We start from the raw sequence: 19,953 nt of genomic DNA on the forward strand, positions 1-19,953 counted from the left end.
ATCGGGGATAAAAAACCGGTAGTTCATGGTCTAAGCAAAAAATAATCAGATTTACCCTGGCAAAATGACCAGGAACAAAAAGCAGAGCACCATAAACACCAATAATTTTGCTGAGGTTTTATGTCTCCTTTACATTCTGAAAACAGGTTAAGGTACGTCACCAACGGAGCCAGAGGTAACAATGGAGCCAACGGTAGTAACGGCAGCTTCGGTGGTTACCGGGGAAAGGATGGCGTTCAGGGAGGGCACGGCCAGCATGCCGGCTCACTGAATGTCAAATTGTCAACCAATGATACCTGCATCTTTGTTGAGGGAAACGGGGTATCAAAACGGTTATTACTGTCCGATAGAACCGCATCAATCTTTCTTGAAGCCCGTGGTGGTGACGCTGGCCATGGGGGTAACGGTGGTGATGGAGGCAAAGGGCTAACCGGACGCAAGGGGAGAGACGCCACCAGGTTCAGCGTTGGTAGCAACGGAGGCCAGGGCGGACCGGGGGGCAACGGTGGCAATGGGGCAAGTGGCGGTAATGGTGGCAATGGCGGCAAAGTAACCCTCACCGTATCGCCTTCGCAAACCGATTTGCTCATGCTAACCAACATTCCTGACGTCCGGGGGGGCGCAAAGGGCCGTGGGGGGCATGGCGGAACCGGTGGCCAGGGAGGAGACGGAGGAAGAGGTGGGGATTTTCACAGTTATACCACGACTCACAGCTACACTGATTCTGATGGGCACTCCCATACCAGGACGGAATTCCATATTAGCCCGGGAGGATTTGATGGTCCTCCCGGCCCCCAGGGACGGTTTGGACGTAATGCCCCTGATGGACGTTGCGGAAACTCTGGCAGTTTTACTATCCATGCAGACAGGCACCGATACAGCGGACCTTATGACCTGTCCGTCACTGCCGCCACTTTGCTGGCAAAAAAGCCTGGCGGGGATGGTTTTTTCGAGCCCGGCAAAGCGATTTGTGCTGAGGTCTCAGTCACCAATACGGGTAATATGCCAACACCGATACAACCCACCAGAATGAGCCTGGCAGATACTCAATGGGTCAGCTTCAATCGCCGTTCTGTTTTCAGTCTTCCTTCCGGTATAACGCCAGGCCAGGAAGTTCACCCGGAGCACCGCCTGGAATTTACTCTTAATAAACCTGACACAATACCCACAGGTGATCCGCTGCGTGAAACGGGTGAAGTCGATTTTCGCGCCACTGTCGCGCGGGTTGAGCGACAGTTTCCAACAGTAACCGCACAGAAAGAATCGTTTCTCGTAAGATATCCAGCGGAGCTCGAAGCAATAGCCGGGGTCACATCAATCAGTGCCGATGAAGAAGCCTTGCTGTCGGTAAAGGTGAACAATACCTCTCCAAAAGCCCTTGGTTTGCAGGGCAGCCAACAGCGGTTACTCAACTTGTACTTCAAGGCAAAAGCCGATAATGGCCAGACGAAAAGCTCTGACGTTACCTTTTACAGCAGAGATGGGGCGCCATTCAGCGGTGATCAGGGGCTCACGGAATCGATCCATCAGCTCCCTTCCCATGGTCATGACAGACTGTCAGGTTCACTCAAATTCAGCAACCCTGAACTGCCGCTTTACTCAAAAGTCACACTGTACGCAGAACTCGAGCTGGGACGTCTGGATTGCCCGTCAGATCCACGATCGGCTGAAGTGGTGCAGCGAAGAGTGTTTGAAACTCAGCTTGCCGAGCGTTACCGGTCCAATCCTGATGCGGACGTTCTGTTAGTCACCAACGCCAACACCTCTTTGCCTGTATGGAATCAATGGCAAGCTCTGACCGATCAGCTTGGACTGAAGTTTACCACCTGGAACAGCTCGCTATACAACGGAATAAGCCTCTTCCGGGAGCTGCAACCCGGGGCAACCGGAGGGCACCCAACTGTAGCAACCGACACTTCACCGTTGCCTGTACCCGGCACACATGCGGATACCAACGCCACGTTAGCTGATCATTTTAAAGGCAAAACCATTGTATTTTTAAATAATGACGACACCTGTGTTGACTCCCTTCCGGCCTGTGATCTTTTCAGGTCTGCCGAGCATGGCGTCAGAAGCTACATTGTCGGGTCAAAAGAGGTTAGTAAAGGCCTGTTTTGTCCAGAAAAAGATGTTCCTGCCAGCCTCAGCGTTCGAGCGAAGAAAACAGTCAAAAAGAACTACCTCTTCAAAATGAACGCATCCGAGGACAGACTGAAAAAAGCGGCTGAAAAACAGGCAAAAAAATTGCAGGAAAAGTGGCCCGAGAGAAGATTTGCCGTTATTTATAATTACGATTTCCAACAAATACCAAGAAGAGAGCTACCCGTTTTCGGAAAATACGGTCCAAAAAGATTTCAGCTGGGTACCCTGACCTCCGTCATTTCACCAACGGAGAATATGTTTACCAACCTATTCGTACAACCCAACGAAAGAGGCCGTGCCGATTACGTTCTTGACTCAAGCAATGTCTTCGGTCTGCTGAAAAGCCTTTCCCTGGACAAGAAAATTCAGCTGGTTCAAAACCCTATCACTGAATACCGGGATAGCTTGAAACAAGCCATACTCTCGGATCTTGTGGATGAACATAAAGCGTTCAGTCGGGAAAAGTGGACAGGCAGTATCGGTAAGAGCGAATTGAAGAGCCGATTAACCTGTTTACAACGAGTGTTAGCTGCCAGCTACTCTGAGACCGAAAGTAAAGCGCTGATACAAGACATACTTACTGAATTCCGTGCTTTTGCTACCCGAATGCCCAGGTTCAGGGATAAATGGTGCTGCCGTCGCCAGCGCGAATTGGCCTCAGTCACCAAGGCAATGATCGATAGTTTCAAGAAACAAACGGATATTGATCCTGCTAACTGGCAAGAAAATTATCAATTGACCAAACAAAAGTTTGCAGCGATCTCCAGACCCCCCTGTGTCAGCATAGTTGTCGCCTCTCCTGAAATTAGAAATCTCAACAGGGGGCGGTCTATGAGTAATCAATGGCCCGCTATTCAGAAGAGTTCAAAGAGTCCATCATTCAGAAGATGATGCCACCCAATAATGTGCCAGTTTCGCAGTTGGTACGTGAGACTGGTATCTCTGATGTGACCCTGTACACTTGGCGAAAGAAAGCAGTATCTAAAGGAGTGCCTGTGCCGGGCGACGGAAAGAATCCAGATCAATGGACAACTGAAAACAAGTTAGCCGTAATCATTGAAACGGCTGCGTTAAATGAAGCAGAAATGGCTGAATACTGTCGTAAAAAAGGTCTGTTTGCTGAACAAATTCAGCAGTGGAAGGCTGCCTTTATTAACAGTGTTTCTGTCCAGCCTGAAAGTCAGTCAAAACAGCGTAAGGCGCTGTCTGACGAACACAAAAAAGATAAGAAAACCATCAAAAAGCTTGAGCGTGAACTCAATCGCAAGGACAAGGCGTTAGCAGAAACTGCTGCCTTGCTGGTACTCACAAAAAAGGCCCAAGAGATCTGGGGGGCGCCAGAGGACGATTAGTCTCTCTCCCGGATCGACAAAATGCTGTTAGCCTGATTAAACAGGCAGTTAAAGATGGGGCTCGTCAGTCAAAAGCCTGCAAAGCCCTTGGTCTTACAGAAAGAACTGTACAACGCTGGATGCAGGGTGATGACGTGCGCGCAGATAATCGCAAAAATGCTGACAGGCCAGAACCGGTTAACAAGTTTTCTGAAGCTGAGCGACAGGCGATTGTTGACGTCTGTAACAGCGAGCGGTTCAAAAGCCTTCCGCCCAGCCAGATTGTGCCCACATTGTTAGATGAAGGTCTCTATATGGGGTCTGAAAGGACATTTTACCGGGTGTTGGAGGAAACAGGGCAACAGCATCATCGGGGCAGTGCTGCCAAGCCAAACAGGTATAAGCCAACGTCCTGGTGTGCTACCGGACCCAACCAGGTCTGGTCCTGGGATATTACCTATCTGCGCTCTCCGATACGGGGGCAGTTTTATTACCTGTACCTGGTGATAGACATCTTTAGTCGTATGATTGTTACATGGGAAATTCATGAAACCGAATCAGCTGAGCATGCATCAGAAATGATCACTAAAGCCTGTATCAAACAGGGAATTGCAGCCTTGGAGTGGCCACTGGTTCTGCACTCAGATAATGGTAGTCCCATGAAGGGTGGCACTATGCTGTCAACACTGCAGCGTCTTGGGGTCGTGAGCTCATTCAGTCGTCCCCGGGTCAGTGATGATAACCCCTTTTCCGAGGCCATATTCAGAACCCTGAAATACCGCCCTGGTTATCCGCGCACGCCATTTGCTGATCTTGAAGCAGCACGTAGCTGGGTGCATGGTTTTGCCCAATGGTACAACGAAGAGCACAAGCACAGTGGGCTGAAATTTCTGACACCCGGGCAAAGGCATCGTGGTGAAACCAAGGTGCTTATGGCTAACCGCAGAAAGGTTTATGAACAAGCCAAAGAACGTCACCCAGAGCGCTGGGGAAAGAGGTCAACAAGGAACTGGGATCTGGCTGATGAAGTCTGGTTGAATCCCGACAGACCTGCTGATGATCAACTAAGCAAAGCCGCTTAAGTTGAGGCGACAACTATGTTGACAAACACCGAGACAGAATTTATGGCGTAACTATCAGAATTCCGAAGTATTGCCCGTCGCAGGCTTCAATGGTTCGAACCCGGTGGTTGATTATAAAGAATTAGTTAATCCATACGAAGCTGTCAGGGTGTCCAATATTGCTGAAAAAAGGCACTTTTTTAGAACCCAAGGAGAGCGTTTGCGGGCATTGGAAGCATTAGAGGATGGCAGCTCAAACGCCGGTAACACGTAAAAAGTAGCCTTTCAGGATTAATCTCTGACCTGTGTCGTTCAGCCTATGCTGAATCATCCTGTATGGATCAGAATACCTGTGAAAATATCAGCACTTCGCCACTGTAGCCTGCAGACTTCAGGGGCGTGCCGACAACCACTGGTCATTTTGACCCGTATAACGATGTTGTATGAAGTCAATCGGTACCGAGCCTCAGATCAGATCAGCAACATCTGCTCTGAGCAGTGGTTCCTTGCCCAGATCAAAACCGGCAACCGCAATATGCAGGGTAAACAGCTGCTCCAGAGTGGCAAAATCTCTCAAGTAAGGCCACTTTTCTTCATCCTCTGTCCAAACGGAAAACTCATTCTCCAGAATGGCACACGCTTCCTCACTGACACCATCGACCAAGCTCTCTTCAGACTCATGTTCATCAAAGAGATAGGCACCACCTTCAAAGTCCCACGTCTCAGGAAGCTCAACCCCCAGACTTTTTACCCAATCAATGAACTCTGTTTTTGGCTTCAGGGTAATGACACAACGGTTAATAAACTTCATTTTTTGCCCGTTTAATCAATCATTAAAGTAGTGTGATTAATATATAACTTAATACTAATCGGCAGATTAGCACTCTTTTAACCCGGATATTTTATAAACTGCCCCGAATCTCGCGCAGGACTTTGTCGCTCTAAGGGATTTTGCGAGGGAGCGCCGTACCGGGGAGTACGGTCGACTGAGCAAAACTCCCTTAGAGCGACAAAGGACAAGCGAGAGCGGGAGCACGTTTATGAAATATCCGGGTTAAGAAAACAGGCAGGAAAGTCGCCAAAACAAGCTCTTGGAACACGGATGATTACACTTGATGATGGCGGTGAATTTGCCATGCATTCTTTCGTGTCTGAAGCGGTTAATGCCGATAGCTATTTCGCTAAGAGGCTGTTGCAAAAGTAAGCCCGTAATCGACATCAATCGATTACGGGCATCTTTATAATGCGATTCTGACAGCCTATTTAACGGCAATAACTGGTGTAGCCTGAGTATCCTTGCCAGGTTCCATCCGGCGAATAACCAGCATAATGATCGCTAACACAGCCAGGGGAAGTAGAGGATCAAGCAGAGAGCCTCCGTCACCAAAGATTAAGTGTAACTGTTCAGCACCCCCACATAAATCTGGAATTTTCTGATTTTTATACCATCCTCTTAAGCACCATTTTTCCACAATATTCGCCAGCATGATTCCAGAACTACCCGCAACTATGTCGGCTGAGATTCTCTTGAAAGAGAATGCAGAGCTGCGGATGAGAGTTGCCTGTCTGGAAGAGCGATGTCGAGAATTGGAAGAAAAGGTTGGCAAGAACAGTCAAAACAGCAGCAAGCCGCCATCGTCTGATGGTTATCAAAAACCTTGTAAAAACAGTAATTCTCCAGATCATTCTGACGACCTTTCCGCAGATAAAGGTACCGATCCATCGGATGAAAAACCCAATCCTAAAAGTCTGAGACAGTCTTCTGGTAATAAAGCCGGTGGAAAGAAAGGGCATCAGGGCACTTGTCTTAAACAGGTCGATATCCCTGACTATATTGAGTACCTTCCGGTTAAAGAATGCAATAAATGTCAGGCGTCTCTTCTTGATAGTGAGCCGGTCAAATATATTGAACGACAGGTGTTTGAACCAGGGAGACCGGGTGAATTTGAAGTAACGGCCCATAGAGCTGAAGTAAAAATCTGCACTTGTGGTTGTCGGAATCAGGCTGAATTCCCGGAAGGTGTTACCGCTGCCGCACAATATGGCTCAGCCACACAGGCTATGGCCGTCTATCTTAACCAATACCATTTCCTGCCTTTTAAGCGCGTGTCAGAGTATTTTAATACTCTCTATAAAATGAGTGTAAGTGCAGGCACTGTCGCCAATTTTGTGGCCAGAACCTATGAAAATCTGGCTTCTACTGAAGAGGTTATTCGTGACGCCTTGCGGGAATCGTCTGTTGCCGGAGCCGATGAAACGGGTATGCGGGCCGAGGGCTCTTTGCACTGGCTACACGTTATGCGGGATGAACAATGGACGCTCTACTACTTGTCTGAAAAGCGAGGTCGTGAGGCCATGGACACGATGGGCATACTGCTAACATTTGCAGGCGTTCTGGTTCATGATCATTGGAAATCCTATTTTGCATATGCGGCAACTCACGTACTTTGCAATGCCCATCACCTGAGGGAGCTTTTGGGTGTTGTTGATAGGGACAGCAATCAACTGGCGTTGCGATTGATGAAGCTACTGAGGCTTTCCTGGCATTACTGCAAGGGCTTTAAGACCATAGGTATGCTACAGATGCCAAGTGTTGTCTGTGAACGAATCGAGAAGATTTATGACCGGTTGCTTCAGCGGGCTCTAATGAAAGAAGTCGTCTATATGGAGAAGCAACGAGAGGAGCTTAAGCGCAAGAAAGTCAAGAATACTAAAGCTTACAATCTCTTCAAACGACTCACTGAGTTCAAGGCTGAGACACTGCGCTTCATGTCAGATTTTACCATTCCCTTCGATAACAATGGCAGTGAACGGGATGTTCGAATGGCCAAGTTAAAGCAGAAAATCTCAGGCTGCTTCAGGAGTGCAGACGGTGGTTCTATGTTTGCACGGATTCGCAGCTATTTGTCGTCTGCCAGAAAACAGGGAATGGACATATATCAATCACTTCATAGAGCTGTTCGGAATTACTGTAATATGCCTTTGCTCAGTGCTGAATAGTTACGATTAAGTTAATAATCGCCACACTGGCACCGCCAATGGCCCAGGCAATGGTAGTCGGGATTGACCAGACGATCATCTGCTGCTTCACATCAGAAATCCCCATCATCCGATTGACCACCCAGAACAGACTGTCATTGAAGTAACCAAAGAACAGCGACCCCATCGTTGCCATCTGTGCGGCCAACAGCATATTCACACCGGGGATTTGCGCTAGAATCGGGGCGGAAATGGATGCAGCCGTCACCATTGCAACCGTTCCGGAACCCTGTATCAAACGGATCAGCGTCGAGACAATGAAAGGGATAAGAATGGGTGAGATTGGTAAATTAGCTAGTTCTCGTCCAAAAACACAACCAATTGAAAACTGTAGATTTTATCCTGAAAAATTAAGTGGAGCCCTACTGCTATCTGGCGACTAAACTTCCCAAGAGCAAGAAACATAAGGGATTGCCAAAAACAGAGGACTCCAAATGCGCAAAAAACGCAACCCGCAGTGTAGTATGGAACTCCATTACGTACCTCATGAAATCTGCTCCCAGCTTTCCGGTATCTCGCAATGGCTTGACGCCCATCCACAGTTCAATGACTGGATTTATGAGGACTTAAGTTCTGGTGATAAACAGAACACTGGGCGGAACGGACTATCAGCAGAATCCGTTCTTCGTGCGGCACTCCTGAAACAGTATTTGAATTGTGATTATGACTACTTGTCGTTTGTTTTGATGGACTCCATGCTCTTTCGAGACTTTTGTCGCCTCGAACCAAACCAGCGCCCCAGTCGCTCCAGTTTGCATGGGCTCATCAGCCTTCTTACTGCATCTACATGGGAACGGATTAATAACTGTCAGCTAATGACCGCTAAAGATCAGGGTATTGAAAAAGGGCGCACTGTGGCTATTGACAGCACAGTCACCGAATCGGATATCAAACCTCCTTGCGACAGTGATCTTTTAGCCAGTTCCGTTAAAGAAATTTGTCGGCTGCTGGAACGGGGACAAACACTGACAGCGACACCGCTTTATGAATATACCCATCACAACCGAGCCGTAAAAGATGCGGCCAGAAAATGCATCTACGCTGGCAAAGAAGAGCGGCATCAGCATTATAAAAAACTGCTGCAGTTGACCCGAAAATCCCGGAAGGTACTTATCGAAGCTACTGTCACGCTAGCAAACGCCCGTCAGCAGGGGCAGTGTCTCCTGGCTGATGATGCCGACAAGTGGCAGGCCGATGTGGATCACCTGTTACCCCTGGTGGATGCAATAGTCTCCCAGACAGAGCGCAGGGTCTTTAAGGGTGAAAAGGTGCCAGCCCAGGAAAAAGTGGTTAGCCTGTATGAACCCCATACGGATATCATCGTAAAAGACAGGCGGCAAGTACAGTATGGCCATAAACTGAACCTGGTTCAGGGAAAAAGTCGATTGATCCTGGACCTGGTTATTGAGGAAGGTAACCCAGCGGATTCGGACCAATTCATTCCGATGATGGAAAGACAAAAAGAAATTTATGGTCGTGTACCTCGCCAGACAAGCGGTGACGGCGGATACGCGTGTCGCGCTAATTTGGAAAAAGCCAAGGCCATGGGAATCAGCGATGTAGCTTTTAATAAGAAGCGCGGACTTGAAGTCGAAGAGATGACTAAAAGTCAGTATGTGTATAAAACGCTCTTTCGCTTCCGGGCAGGTATTGAAGCGGGAATTTCGTGGCTAAAGAGATGTTTTGGGCTATCACGTTGCCACTGCAAGGGTTCTGAGCGTTTTGATTCTCATTGCTGGTTATCGGTGGTCTGTTACAACCTGGTGATTCTGGCCAGACACCCGGCACCATCCTGATAGCCACCTCCACGCTACATGAAAGTACCTTTCCAGCATGGTGGGAGGATGTTTTCTGCCTGCTTTTCGCGTTTTTCTCCAATATCCGTCCCAGATTAGAGAAAAAAAGGGAAGAGTTTTTGCGGCTCTCTGGAATTTCAGGAAATATCAAAACGCACGTACAATCTAATTATGATTGCCTGATGCGTTTTTGGACGAGAACTAACTAGTTCTCGTCCAAAAACACAACCAATTGGAAAACTGTAGATTTTATCCTGAAAATTAAGTGGAGCCCTACTGCTATCTGGCGACTAAACTTCCCAAGAGCAAGAAACATAAGGGATTGCCAAAAACAGAGGACTCCAAATGCGCAAAAAACGCAACCCGCAGTGTAGTATGGAACTCCATTACGTACCTCATGAAATCTGCTCCCAGCTTTCCGGTATCTCGCAATGGCTTGACGCCCATCCACAGTTCAATGACTGGATTTATGAGGACTTAAGTTCTGGTGATAAACAGAACACTGGCGGAACGGACTATCAGCAGAATCCGTTCTTCGTGCGGCACTCCTGAAACAGTATTTGAATTGTGATTATGACTACTTGTCGTTTGTTTTGATGGACTCCATGCTCTTTCGAGACTTTTGTCGCCTCGAACCAAACCAGCGCCCCAGTCGCTCCAGTTTGCATGGGCTCATCAGCCTTCTTACTGCATCTACATGGGAACGGATTAATAACTGTCAGCTAATGACCTCTAAAGATCAGGGTATTGAAAAAGGGCGCACTGTGGCTATTGACAGCACAGTCACCGAATCGGATATCAAACCTCCTTGCGACAGTGATCTTTTAGCCAGTTCCGTTAAAGAAATTTGTCGGCTGCTGGAACGGGGACAAACACTGACAGCGACACCGCTTTATGAATATACCCATCACAACCGAGCCGTAAAAGATGCGGCCAGAAAATGCATCTACGCTGGCAAAGAAGAGCGGCATCAGCATTATAAAAAACTGCTGCAGTTGACCCGAAAATCCCGGAAGGTACTTATCGAAGCTACTGTCACGCTAGCAAACGCCCGTCAGCAGGGGCAGTGTCTCCTGGCTGATGATGCCGACAAGTGGCAGGCCGATGTGGATCACCTGTTACCCCTGGTGGATGCAATAGTCTCCCAGACAGAGCGCAGGGTCTTTAAGGGTGAAAAGGTGCCAGCCCAGGAAAAAGTGGTTAGCCTGTATGAACCCCATACGGATATCATCGTAAAAGACAGGCGGCAAGTACAGTATGGCCATAAACTGAACCTGGTTCAGGGAAAAAGTCGATTGATCCTGGACCTGGTTATTGAGGAAGGTAACCCAGCGGATTCGGACCAATTCATTCCGATGATGGAAAGACAAAAAGAAATTTATGGTCGTGTACCTCGCCAGACAAGCGGTGACGGCGGATACGCGTGTCGCGCTAATTTGGAAAAAGCCAAGGCCATGGGAATCAGCGATGTAGCTTTTAATAAGAAGCGCGGACTTGAAGTCGAAGAGATGACTAAAAGTCAGTATGTGTATAAAACGCTCTTTCGCTTCCGGGCAGGTATTGAAGCGGGAATTTCGTGGCTAAAGAGATGTTTTGGGCTATCACGTTGCCACTGCAAGGGTTCTGAGCGTTTTGATTCTCATTGCTGGTTATCGGTGGTCTGTTACAACCTGGTGATTCTGGCCAGACACCCGGCACCATCCTGATAGCCACCTCCACGCTACATGAAAGTACCTTTCCAGCATGGTGGGAGGATGTTTTCTGCCTGCTTTTCGCGTTTTTCTCCAATATCCGTCCCAGATTAGAGAAAAAAAGGGAAGAGTTTTTGCGGCTCTCTGGAATTTCAGGAAATATCAAAACGCACGTACAATCTAATTATGATTGCCTGATGCGTTTTTGGACGAGAACTAGCTACTTGCTCCGCAAGCTGATTACCAGCACCACTCTCCCTCAGAACCGCACCCAATGCACCACCAGCCCCGGTAACCAATAGGATAATACCCGCGGTTTGCCGACCTTCCTCTAAACGGGCTGCACAAGTGTTTCGATCCATATCCGGAATCAACGTGTAAACTGCAAGCAATACACTGATGGATAGTGCAACGATAGGGTTACCGGTAAAACCAAAGAACTGGCTGATAACGCCATTTCCATCAATGATGGACAGTCCACTGAGTGTTGAAATAATGGCACTGATAAATATCAGAACAATGGGCACCATAATCGGCATTAAAGACAAGCTCAAACTTGGTAGTTTTTTACCCGCTTTCTCTTTCATGTAATTATCATGCACGGCTTGCAGGTCTTGATCAGCAACGTCGGCAATAGTAAATTCGGGATATTTCCTGTCTAACCATTGTGCATATAATACGATTCCCATAACACAGGGAATGGCTAATACAATTCCCATCAACAGCATGGCACCGACATAAACACCAAACAGCCCTGCCACACCCAGAGGACCAGGCGTGGGCGGTACCGTGTGGTGAGTAACCACCAGGCCTCCTGCCAGAGCAACACCTAACGTCAATAAAGATCGCTTACCACTTTTTGCCAGGGCTTTGGCTACCGGATAGAGAATCACAAATGCCGAATCAACAAAAATCGGAATACTTACAATATAACCGGTAATAGCTAAAGCCCATTCTTCCCGTTTTTTACCAAGCCACTTGATAAAACTGTATGCAATTTGCTCTGCAGCCCCGGATACTTCAAGAATTCGCCCCATCATAACACCAAGGCCAATGACAATACCGATACTGCCGAGGGTTGAACCAAAACCACTGGAAATCACTTTCAGCGTTTGATTAACCTCCATCCCACCAAGAATTCCGGCAATAGCCGCAGCCAAAAGCATAGCAATCAGCACATGAACCCGTGTGCGTAATACTAAGAAGACCAGGACAAAAACGGCAACAACGAGACCGATTATAGGAGTAGGGATGGATGTCATTTCACGACTCCCTGCATTTCATGGGTAATATATTGGTCAATAATGGAGTAAAAGTCTGCATCAACGCTGAACCCCAGTGACAATGCCCGTTTATTATCAATAGCACTTGGCCAACTGCTGACAATACGGTTCACGGCTTCATCTTTGGTAAAAGTCACCAGGTCTTTCTTTTCTCCACCACCAGCCTCTGCCAGACAAATGAGCATCTGCTCAACGGTTACGCTAATACCCGGAGCATTAATCGTTCTCCAGTAAGGGAATGCATCTTTAGATAATGATGACAGGTGAATCAAATTTTGAATGATTGTATCAGGACTGGATAACCACAACTTTAGATCTGGTGAAACCGGGCATGCAGAAGGCTCATTATTTAAAGGCTCCCGAATAATACCGCTAACAAACGAGGATGCCGCTTTATTTGGTTTTCCTGGTCGAATGGCAATGGTTGGCAAACGGAGTGTACGTGCATCCACAAAACCTTTTCGAGCATAATCATTAACCAGCAACTCACCTATTGCCTTTTGAGTTCCATAAGAAGATTGTGGAGCCAATAATGTAGTATCCGTTATTACATCCGGTAGTTCGCCACCAAACACGGCAAGAGAACTGGTAAAAATAAAACGTATGGATGGGTTAGTCTGTCGGCAACGCTCCAGTAGATTCCGGGTAGTATCGAGATTTATCTTCACTCCAAGATCAAAATCAGCTTCAGCATGACTGCTGACAATGGCTGCCAAATGAAAAACTACAGATGTCTCTTTGGTAATTAATTTTTCAATTGCTAATGAATTACTTAAATCACAACAGACTGATTTAATTCGATCATCCTTGGCTGGAATAGCCGGCTTGATAATATCTGCAAGAATTAATGAGTTGAATGAATAGTCAGAATTAATCACTCAAGTTACGCACCTTGCTGAAAATCAGCCATTATTGGTGGCATGAAAAATGATCTCATAGAACTTTATTCTGACTACCTGTTGTCGTCGTCTGGGAAGACCACTGCAACGGGAGTGTCAGAGCTTTTGGATAATGTCTACAGTCATGACCAATTCACCCGATTGCTTTCAAACAATGAGTTTACCAGTCGTGACTTATGGCTTTACGTTAAACCCGTCGTGCGACAGGTTGAGTGCAGTGATGGGGTTTTGATCTTTGACGATACGATTCAGGAAAAGCAGTTCAGCAAAGAGAATGCCCTGAACACCTGGCATTTTGATCATACAAAAAATCGCACCGTGAAAGGTATAAATCTGCTCAATGCACACTACCATGCCGGAGATGCGTCGATTCCTGTCGCCTATAAATTGATCGAGAAAACCATCCTGTACACCGACTTGAAGACAAAAAAGGTAAGACGATATGCAGAGCAAACCAAAAATGAAATGATGCGGGAGATGCTGATGATTTGCTGCCATAACCAGCTTATGTTCCGCTATGTCCTTGCAGATAGCTGGTTTTGCTCAAACGACAATATGATGTTTATTCGACACGACTGTAATAAACATTTCCTGATGGCGATGAAGTCAAACCGCAAGGTATCCCTCAGTCTGGACGACAAATTACAAGGCCGTTCACAGCGTATAGATACTGTTGATTTTTCAGAAGATAAGCCTGTACAAGGGTGGATAGCAGGTGTCGATTTCCCTGTTCTGCTATACCGTCAGGTCTTTAAAAACAAAGACGGAAGCACAGGCATTCTCTATCTGGTTTGCAGCGATCTTGACTGTGATGCCGAGACTCTCAAGGCAATCTACGAGAAACGGTGGAAAGTCGAGGTCTTCCATAAAACGCTGAAATCGAATGCGTCAATGGCCAAGTCACCGGCGCATACTGTGAGAACACAGAGTAATCATATCTTTCTTTCAATTTACTCAGCCTTCAGGTTGGAAGTATTGTCATTGAAAGTAAATCTGAATCACTTTCAGCTCAGAGCCAAAATCTATATGGCAGGGCTGAAAGCTTCGTTGGGGCAGCTGAGAGAGCTGTTAGCTGCGTAACTTCAGTTAATCAGAGATTTGGCCAATTTTTGACCAAGAAAACCACCGCCACCGGCTAAGTTACCGTTAATGGTTGGAAGCACCAATGTTCAGTAATTCTGCTGATCAACCGGCCAACAGTTAATTTTTTTGCTGCCGTCAGTTCTCGCCTCCAGGCCAGATAATGGGGAAGGTAACGAGTTGCAACCCCTTGGAATACGCCGCCAATCCAGCGTTTTAAATGACTGTGATAAGAATTTACAGTCTGGATGTGGTAGATGCCTTCAACAACATGTTGACCTGCTGATGTCACCAGCTCCTTGAAGACAAATCCAAGCTTGTCAGCAAGTTTTTCGTGAGCGAGGTGTGCATCCGCACAGACCGTGGCCTGTATCGATATGCGGCCATTTAAATGCCTGCACAATTCATTAGCACTTTCGTTTTCTAATACACCGTCAACGGTATTTCGATTACGGTCCCGAGCCACCATTACCGGGACTTTTCGGGCTTTGTTGGGATCATTACCCCGCTTTCGGGTTGGCCGTGGAAGGCCTTCTCTTTGCCCTTTGAAGGATTCACGGAAAAATGTTTCATCAAGCTCAGTAATGCCACAAAGCTCTTCTGCTTGATCATTATTAATCACTTCAAGAAAGCGGTGACGCCAGCGGAACGCAGTTTTCAAGTCAATGGCATTCTCAGCAGCAGCTGGTCGCAAGACCATAGAGTGAGTCATACCTGCGAGGTACTTGTTCCATTTTTCAGGGTGCCTGAGCCTTGCCAAAGGCGTTCCACTAAAGGCGTTAAACGTTGAGTCGCAAGTCTTGCAGTGGTAGCGCTGTCGGCCATTTCGTATGCCCCAGCGACCAACGCTATGGCTTTTGCATTTGGGGCACCTGGGGTTTTCGGCAAATTGGGCAAGTATGCTCTTTTCTACGTCAGGTGTTGCATTATCGTTATTGGGTATAGATTCACTGTAAACAGGTTCAGAGTCAGTGGTTTCTACTACCTCGGTAACCTCTATTTGAGTACTAAGGAGCGAGTTGTTAAGAATGTCTCGCTGTTCACTGGTTAATGTTGAAATGGAATCAATAAAATTCTGGAAGAGTTCAGATTGCATATCACTCCCCTACAACGTAGATTTTATGGGAGTTTAGCTGATTCAACCATTAACGGTAACTTAGCCACCGCCACCCGTAATGACTATTTCCATGATGTCACCTGAAGAAAGATTGATACCACTTTTGCCCAGGGCAGTCGAATGCCTGCCCTTCCTGGCTTTATAAATAAGGCTGAACCCAACCCAGCCCTTTTAGTGTTGAGCTTTCAGGGTTGTACTCACAGCCAATCCATCCGCAATAGCCCACTCGATCCAAAACAGAAAAGAGGTGTGGGTAATTCAACTCACCGCTATCAGGCTCATTGCGAGCAGGTACAGAAGCGATTTGTACATGATTTATATAGGGCGCTATATCTTCAATAAGACGGGTCAGATCACCATCCATAATTTGTGCGTGATACAAATCCAGCTGGACTTTAACATTAGATCTGTCAACTTTTTTAACAAGCTCTACGGCATCTCTCTGATGAGCCACAAAGTAACCAGGGACATCACGTTTATTCAAAGGCTCAATCAAAATATCAATACCATGTTCTGCAAACATATCCGCAGCAAAACGAATGTTATTGATAAAACTACTCAGATGTTCTTGATAGTTATAATCACTATTCATAATCCCGGACATAGCGTGTACTTTTTTGCACCCTAACGTCAGCGCATAGCTGAGAGCAATTTCAGCATTTGCCCTGAATTCAGCCTCACGCCCCGGTAATGCAGCCATCCCCCTTTCTCCAGCGGCCCAGTCACCGGGAGGCATGTTGAACAGTGCTTGTTCAAGATCGTACTGCTTTAATTGTTGAGATAGATCATTCGCATCAAACTCATAGGGAAAGAGATACTCAACGGCTTTAAACCCTGCGTCACTTGCTGCCTTGAAACGCTCCATAAAAGGCACTTCTGTAAACAACATAGTGAGATTGGCTGCAAACTTAGCCATTATCACTGTCCCCCATTCAATTGGTTTACTTCATCATCGGTTAGATAACGAACGGATTTATCTTGCAACATAAATAGCAAGCGCGCGGTTTCTTCGAGTTCTTCTGCATTGTCACAGGCGTCCAAAAGGTCTTTACCAGTGACAACAGGGCCGTGATTTGATAACAAAAACGCTCTATTTTCGGGTGCCAAACGAGCAAGCTCTGAGGCAATTTCTGGATGCCCTGGTCGAAGGTAAGGAATAACTGGAAGCTTTCCTATCCTCATTACGTAATAAGGTGTAAAGGGCTTTATGGCATTGTCCGTGTTCAGATTATTCAGACAGGACAGTGCGGTCAGATAGGTTGAATGCAAGTGCACAATGGCTTGGCAGTCAGGCTTCGCACGATAGATAGTTCTCGTCCAAAAACGCATCAGGCAATCATAATTAGATTGTACGTTCGTTTTGATATTTCCTGAAATTCCAGAGAGCCGCAAAAACTCTTCCCTTTTTTTCTCTAATCTGGGACGGATATTGGAGAAAAACGCGAAAAGCAGGCAGAAAACATCCTCCCACCATGCTGGAAAGGTACTTTCATGTAGCGTGGAGGTGGCTATCAGGATGGTGCCGGGTGTCTGGCCAGAATCACCAGGTTGTAACAGACCACCGATAACCAGCAATGAGAATCAAAACGCTCAGAACCCTTGCAGTGGCAACGTGATAGCCCAAAACATCTCTTTAGCCACGAAATTCCCGCTTCAATACCTGCCCGGAAGCGAAAGAGCGTTTTATACACATACTGACTTTTAGTCATCTCTTCGACTTCAAGTCCGCGCTTCTTATTAAAAGCTACATCGCTGATTCCCATGGCCTTGGCTTTTTCCAAATTAGCGCGACACGCGTATCCGCCGTCACCGCTTGTCTGGCGAGGTACACGACCATAAATTTCTTTTTGTCTTTCCATCATCGGAATGAATTGGTCCGAATCCGCTGGGTTACCTTCCTCAATAACCAGGTCCAGGATCAATCGACTTTTTCCCTGAACCAGGTTCAGTTTATGGCCATACTGTACTTGCCGCCTGTCTTTTACGATGATATCCGTATGGGGTTCATACAGGCTAACCACTTTTTCCTGGGCTGGCACCTTTTCACCCTTAAAGACCCTGCGCTCTGTCTGGGAGACTATTGCATCCACCAGGGGTAACAGGTGATCCACATCGGCCTGCCACTTGTCGGCATCATCAGCCAGGAGACACTGCCCCTGCTGACGGGCGTTTGCTAGCGTGACGTGACAGTAGCTTCGATAAGTACCTTCCGGGATTTTCGGGTCAACTGCAGCAGTTTTTTATAATGCTGATGCCGCTCTTCTTTGCCAGCGTAGATGCATTTTCTGGCCGCATCTTTTACGGCTCGGTTGTGATGGGTATATTCATAAAGCGGTGTCGCTGTCAGTGTTTGTCCCCGTTCCAGCAGCCGACAAATTTCTTTAACGGAACTGGCTAAAAGATCACTGTCGCAAGGAGGTTTGATATCCGATTCGGTGACTGTGCTGTCAATAGCCACAGTGCGCCCTTTTTCAATACCCTGATCTTTAGCGGTCATTAGCTGACAGTTATTAATCCGTTCCCATGTAGATGCAGTAAGAAGGCTGATGAGCCCATGCAAACTGGAGCGACTGGGGCGCTGGTTTGGTTCGAGGCGACAAAAGTCTCGAAAGAGCATGGAGTCCATCAAAACAAACGACAAGTAGTCATAATCACAATTCAAATACTGTTTCAGGAGTGCCGCACGAAGAACGGATTCTGCTGATAGTCCGTTCCGCCCAGTGTTCTGTTTATCACCAGAACTTAAGTCCTCATAAATCCAGTCATTGAACTGTGGATGGGCGTCAAGCCATTGCGAGATACCGGAAAGCTGGGAGCAGATTTCATGAGGTACGTAATGGAGTTCCATACTACACTGCGGGTTGCGTTTTTTGCGCATTTGGAGTCCTCTGTTTTTGGCAATCCCTTATGTTTCTTGCTCTTGGGAAGTTTAGTCGCCAGATAGCAGTAGGGCTCCACTTAATTTTTCAGGATAAAATCTACAGTTTTCAATTGGTTGTGTTTTTGGACGAGAACTAGATAGCCAGATGAAAATGCACCTCCTTCGACGGTTTATGCCCACCCAGATGCACCCCCTCAACATCGACAACCGACAACGTATCACAGTTCAGTCGTCCCAGGGATGAACCTGTCGGTGTGGCAAGGATTCGACCATCATCCATCTTGACCGATAAATTACCCGCCCCCCCCCGTTGCATAACCCCGCTCATATAGAGAGAGGCCGATATCGACTAATTGCTGACGATAGGCTTGCTCATTCATGGTAAAACTCCTGAGCCTTTTTGAAGAAGTCAATATCGCCAAAATTACCAGACTTCAGCGCCAGTGATAGTGGCTGTGCAATAGAACGAACCCAGGGAACGCCAGGTGCAATTTGCGGGCCGATATGGAATCCCCTGACACCAAGGCTTTGCGTAACCACACCAGAAGTCTCACCACCAGCTACGATAAAGTTCTTTACTCCAATTTCCTGCAAATGATGAGCAAGTTGACTGAAAAATGTTTCAACAGCCTGACTGGCAGCCTCTGCACCATGGGTTTGCTGAATAACGTCCAGATCCCCTTTAGAGGCTGTGGCATAAACCATGGGTGCATAAGTATCATCAAGATGTTCTTTAACCCAGAGACTCACCTCATGGCTGTAATTCTCCTGATCTATGCAAAGTCCAACACTTACGGGGAAATAAGCTGCTATTGTCTTGTATTGATTAACCTGCCGATTAGTCATCTCAGAACAGGAACCAGATAAAACTACTGTCTTTTGTCGGCTTGGTGTGCCGTGCAATTTGGCTTGTGACTGGTCTTCCAGATGGTTCGCCCAGTTTTTCGCAATACCCTCTGCCAGCCCTGATCCCCCCGTAACCAGTTTCAGGTTCTTGACGGCAGCACCCAGAGTTTGCAAATGGCTACTATTAAATGCATCTACTACGGCGTAGCGCTTTCCTTCACTGACCAGTTTATCCAGGGCTTTCTGAATGACTTCAGCCCCTTGCTCAATCTGCTGGTAATTGATTAACCCTGTTTGTCCCTTTGACTGTTGATTCATCAAACGAATGAGACTGGAGTCTTTCATCGGGTTTACAGGGTGATGCCTCATGCCAGATTCATTCAGCAGTTCACCCAAAACAAACAGGTGTCCATTAAAAACAGTACGACCATTAATGGGTAATGCAGGGCAAACGATGGTAATGTCACAGCCTAATGCTGACATGAGAGCATCCGTTACCGGGCCTATATTTCCTTCTGCGGTACTATCAAATGTGGAGCAATATTTAAAATAAAACTGCTGACAGTTTTTTGCCATTAACCAATTCAAGGCTGAAAGTGACTGGTTAACCGCCTCATCAACCGGACATGAGCGTGATTTAAGGCTAATTACCACCGCATCAACATCAACATCCAGCCTGTCATCTGGAATACCATTCAGTTGAATGGTTCTCATACCATTCTCTACCAGGAATCCAGCGATATCGGTAGCACCGGTAAAGTCATCTGCAATAACACCGAGCAACATA

19 protein-coding genes are annotated in these 19,953 nt (G+C 47.0%); 7 read left to right on the forward strand and 12 right to left on the reverse strand.

Annotated features, from left to right (window positions below; all coding sequences use genetic code 11):
* The first annotated feature begins 120 nt into the window (after positions 1-120).
* Both MJO57_RS33005 and MJO57_RS29955 read left to right on the forward strand, forming a co-directional pair.
* Positions 121-3,033 (forward strand): hypothetical protein, encoded by a 2,913-nt coding sequence (locus MJO57_RS33005; RefSeq protein ID WP_305881899.1) that lies wholly within the window; start codon positions 121-123, stop codon positions 3,031-3,033.
* Positions 2,985-4,555, forward strand: a protein-coding gene (locus tag MJO57_RS29955) for an IS3 family transposase (protein WP_252017319.1) whose coding sequence is annotated in 2 segments (ribosomal slippage) — positions 2,985-3,459 and positions 3,459-4,555 — 1,572 coding nt in all. Because the reading frame shifts where the segments join, the coding sequence is not laid out codon by codon here. The genes MJO57_RS33005 and MJO57_RS29955 overlap by 49 nt, the downstream gene beginning before the upstream one ends.
* A 445-nt stretch (positions 4,556-5,000) precedes the next feature.
* Here the strand turns inward: MJO57_RS29955 and MJO57_RS29960 are convergent.
* The gene (locus MJO57_RS29960) at positions 5,001-5,345 is read right to left on the reverse strand and encodes a hypothetical protein (protein WP_252021025.1); all 345 of its coding nucleotides are present in this window, start codon (positions 5,343-5,345) and stop codon (positions 5,001-5,003) included.
* A gap of 448 nt (positions 5,346-5,793) precedes the next feature.
* Entirely contained in the window at positions 5,794-6,021 is a 228-nt protein-coding gene (locus tag MJO57_RS29965) for a hypothetical protein (RefSeq protein WP_252021026.1), read from the reverse strand.
* Here MJO57_RS29965 and MJO57_RS29970 point away from each other — a divergent pair.
* Positions 6,020-7,534 carry an IS66 family transposase gene (locus MJO57_RS29970; RefSeq protein ID WP_252017330.1) on the forward strand — a complete coding sequence of 505 codons (1,515 nt, stop codon included), beginning with the start codon at positions 6,020-6,022 and terminating at the stop codon, positions 7,532-7,534. The genes MJO57_RS29965 and MJO57_RS29970 overlap by 2 nt on opposite strands.
* Here the strand turns inward: MJO57_RS29970 and MJO57_RS29975 are convergent.
* Complete coding sequence (locus MJO57_RS29975) at positions 7,521-7,895, reverse strand: GntP family permease (RefSeq protein WP_256493396.1); 375 nt, start codon at positions 7,893-7,895, stop codon at positions 7,521-7,523. The genes MJO57_RS29970 and MJO57_RS29975 overlap by 14 nt on opposite strands.
* 112 nt (positions 7,896-8,007) lie before the next feature.
* Here MJO57_RS29975 and MJO57_RS29980 point away from each other — a divergent pair, with 112 nt between their 5' ends.
* The 3 genes from MJO57_RS29980 to MJO57_RS29985 all read left to right on the forward strand — a co-directional run bounded on the left by MJO57_RS29980 (position 8,008) and on the right by MJO57_RS29985 (position 11,075).
* Entirely contained in the window at positions 8,008-9,369 is a 1,362-nt protein-coding gene (locus MJO57_RS29980) for an ISNCY family transposase (protein ID WP_252017318.1), read from the forward strand.
* Positions 9,370-9,714: 345 nt separating this feature from the next.
* Positions 9,715-9,921: a hypothetical protein gene (locus MJO57_RS33535; protein WP_371924714.1), complete on the forward strand. Its 207-nt coding sequence runs from the start codon at positions 9,715-9,717 to the stop codon at positions 9,919-9,921.
* Positions 9,922-9,929: 8 nt separating this feature from the next.
* Positions 9,930-11,075 (forward strand): ISNCY family transposase, encoded by a 1,146-nt coding sequence (locus MJO57_RS29985; protein ID WP_371924715.1) that lies wholly within the window; start codon positions 9,930-9,932, stop codon positions 11,073-11,075.
* Positions 11,076-11,212: 137 nt separating this feature from the next.
* Here the strand turns inward: MJO57_RS29985 and MJO57_RS29990 are convergent, their stop codons facing one another.
* Both MJO57_RS29990 and denD read right to left on the reverse strand, forming a co-directional pair.
* Positions 11,213-12,322 carry a GntP family permease gene (locus tag MJO57_RS29990; RefSeq protein ID WP_252021027.1) on the reverse strand — a complete coding sequence of 370 codons (1,110 nt, stop codon included), beginning with the start codon at positions 12,320-12,322 and terminating at the stop codon, positions 11,213-11,215.
* Complete coding sequence (gene denD, locus MJO57_RS29995; RefSeq protein WP_252021028.1) at positions 12,319-13,221, reverse strand: D-erythronate dehydrogenase; 903 nt, start codon at positions 13,219-13,221, stop codon at positions 12,319-12,321. The genes MJO57_RS29990 and denD overlap by 4 nt, the downstream gene beginning before the upstream one ends.
* 42 nt (positions 13,222-13,263) lie before the next feature.
* On the opposite strand from denD, the gene MJO57_RS30000 reads away from it, so the two are divergent.
* On the forward strand, positions 13,264-14,322 hold the full coding sequence (locus tag MJO57_RS30000) for a transposase (RefSeq protein ID WP_252017920.1): 1,059 nt from the start codon (positions 13,264-13,266) through the stop codon (positions 14,320-14,322).
* 55 nt (positions 14,323-14,377) lie between these two features.
* Here MJO57_RS30000 and MJO57_RS30005 read toward each other — a convergent pair whose 3' ends face one another.
* The 7 genes from MJO57_RS30005 to otnK all read right to left on the reverse strand — a co-directional run bounded on the left by MJO57_RS30005 (position 14,378) and on the right by otnK (position 19,952).
* Positions 14,378-15,418: an IS1595 family transposase gene (locus MJO57_RS30005; RefSeq protein ID WP_252017335.1), complete on the reverse strand. Its 1,041-nt coding sequence runs from the start codon at positions 15,416-15,418 to the stop codon at positions 14,378-14,380.
* 160 nt (positions 15,419-15,578) lie between these two features.
* A complete protein-coding gene (gene otnI / locus MJO57_RS30010; protein ID WP_252021029.1) occupies positions 15,579-16,355 on the reverse strand; it encodes a 2-oxo-tetronate isomerase in 777 nt (258 codons plus the stop codon).
* Positions 16,356-16,357: 2 nt separating this feature from the next.
* Positions 16,358-17,014 (reverse strand): class II aldolase/adducin family protein, encoded by a 657-nt coding sequence (locus tag MJO57_RS30015; protein WP_252021030.1) that lies wholly within the window; start codon positions 17,012-17,014, stop codon positions 16,358-16,360.
* The gene (locus MJO57_RS30020) at positions 16,951-17,550 is read right to left on the reverse strand and encodes a transposase (protein ID WP_252021031.1); all 600 of its coding nucleotides are present in this window, start codon (positions 17,548-17,550) and stop codon (positions 16,951-16,953) included. Before MJO57_RS30020 ends, MJO57_RS30015 begins: the two co-directional genes overlap by 64 nt.
* Positions 17,551-17,612: 62 nt before the next feature.
* Entirely contained in the window at positions 17,613-18,317 is a 705-nt protein-coding gene (locus MJO57_RS30025; RefSeq protein ID WP_252021033.1) for a hypothetical protein, read from the reverse strand.
* A gap of 136 nt (positions 18,318-18,453) precedes the next feature.
* The gene (locus MJO57_RS30030; RefSeq protein WP_252021035.1) at positions 18,454-18,636 is read right to left on the reverse strand and encodes a class II aldolase/adducin family protein; all 183 of its coding nucleotides are present in this window, start codon (positions 18,634-18,636) and stop codon (positions 18,454-18,456) included.
* Between the two features lie 56 nt (positions 18,637-18,692).
* The gene (gene otnK, locus MJO57_RS30035; RefSeq protein ID WP_252021036.1) at positions 18,693-19,952 is read right to left on the reverse strand and encodes a 3-oxo-tetronate kinase; all 1,260 of its coding nucleotides are present in this window, start codon (positions 19,950-19,952) and stop codon (positions 18,693-18,695) included.
* Position 19,953 lies beyond the last annotated feature (1 nt).

It is taken from the genome of Endozoicomonas sp. SCSIO W0465, assembly GCF_023716865.1.
Classification (GTDB): Bacteria; Pseudomonadota; Gammaproteobacteria; order Pseudomonadales; family Endozoicomonadaceae; genus Endozoicomonas.

Excerpts from the sequence above, each read along its gene's own strand:
- MJO57_RS33005 (WP_305881899.1), top strand. The coding sequence starts at position 121 with ATGTCTCCTTTACATTCTGAAAACAGGTTAAGGTACGTCACCAACGGA.
- MJO57_RS29960 (WP_252021025.1), bottom strand. The coding sequence starts at position 5,345 with ATGAAGTTTATTAACCGTTGTGTCATTACCCTGAAGCCAAAAACAGAG.
- MJO57_RS29970 (WP_252017330.1), top strand. The coding sequence starts at position 6,020 with ATGATTCCAGAACTACCCGCAACTATGTCGGCTGAGATTCTCTTGAAA.
- MJO57_RS29965 (WP_252021026.1), bottom strand. The coding sequence starts at position 6,021 with ATGCTGGCGAATATTGTGGAAAAATGGTGCTTAAGAGGATGGTATAAA.
- MJO57_RS29980 (WP_252017318.1), top strand. The coding sequence starts at position 8,008 with ATGCGCAAAAAACGCAACCCGCAGTGTAGTATGGAACTCCATTACGTA.
- MJO57_RS33535 (WP_371924714.1), top strand. The coding sequence starts at position 9,715 with ATGCGCAAAAAACGCAACCCGCAGTGTAGTATGGAACTCCATTACGTA.
- MJO57_RS29990 (WP_252021027.1), bottom strand. The coding sequence starts at position 12,322 with ATGACATCCATCCCTACTCCTATAATCGGTCTCGTTGTTGCCGTTTTT.
- MJO57_RS30000 (WP_252017920.1), top strand. The coding sequence starts at position 13,264 with ATGAAAAATGATCTCATAGAACTTTATTCTGACTACCTGTTGTCGTCG.
- MJO57_RS30005 (WP_252017335.1), bottom strand. The coding sequence starts at position 15,418 with ATGCAATCTGAACTCTTCCAGAATTTTATTGATTCCATTTCAACATTA.
- otnI (WP_252021029.1), bottom strand. The coding sequence starts at position 16,355 with ATGGCTAAGTTTGCAGCCAATCTCACTATGTTGTTTACAGAAGTGCCT.
- MJO57_RS30025 (WP_252021033.1), bottom strand. The coding sequence starts at position 18,317 with ATGCGCAAAAAACGCAACCCGCAGTGTAGTATGGAACTCCATTACGTA.
- MJO57_RS30030 (WP_252021035.1), bottom strand. The coding sequence starts at position 18,636 with ATGCAACGGGGGGGGGCGGGTAATTTATCGGTCAAGATGGATGATGGT.
- otnK (WP_252021036.1), bottom strand. The coding sequence starts at position 19,952 with ATGTTGCTCGGTGTTATTGCAGATGACTTTACCGGTGCTACCGATATC.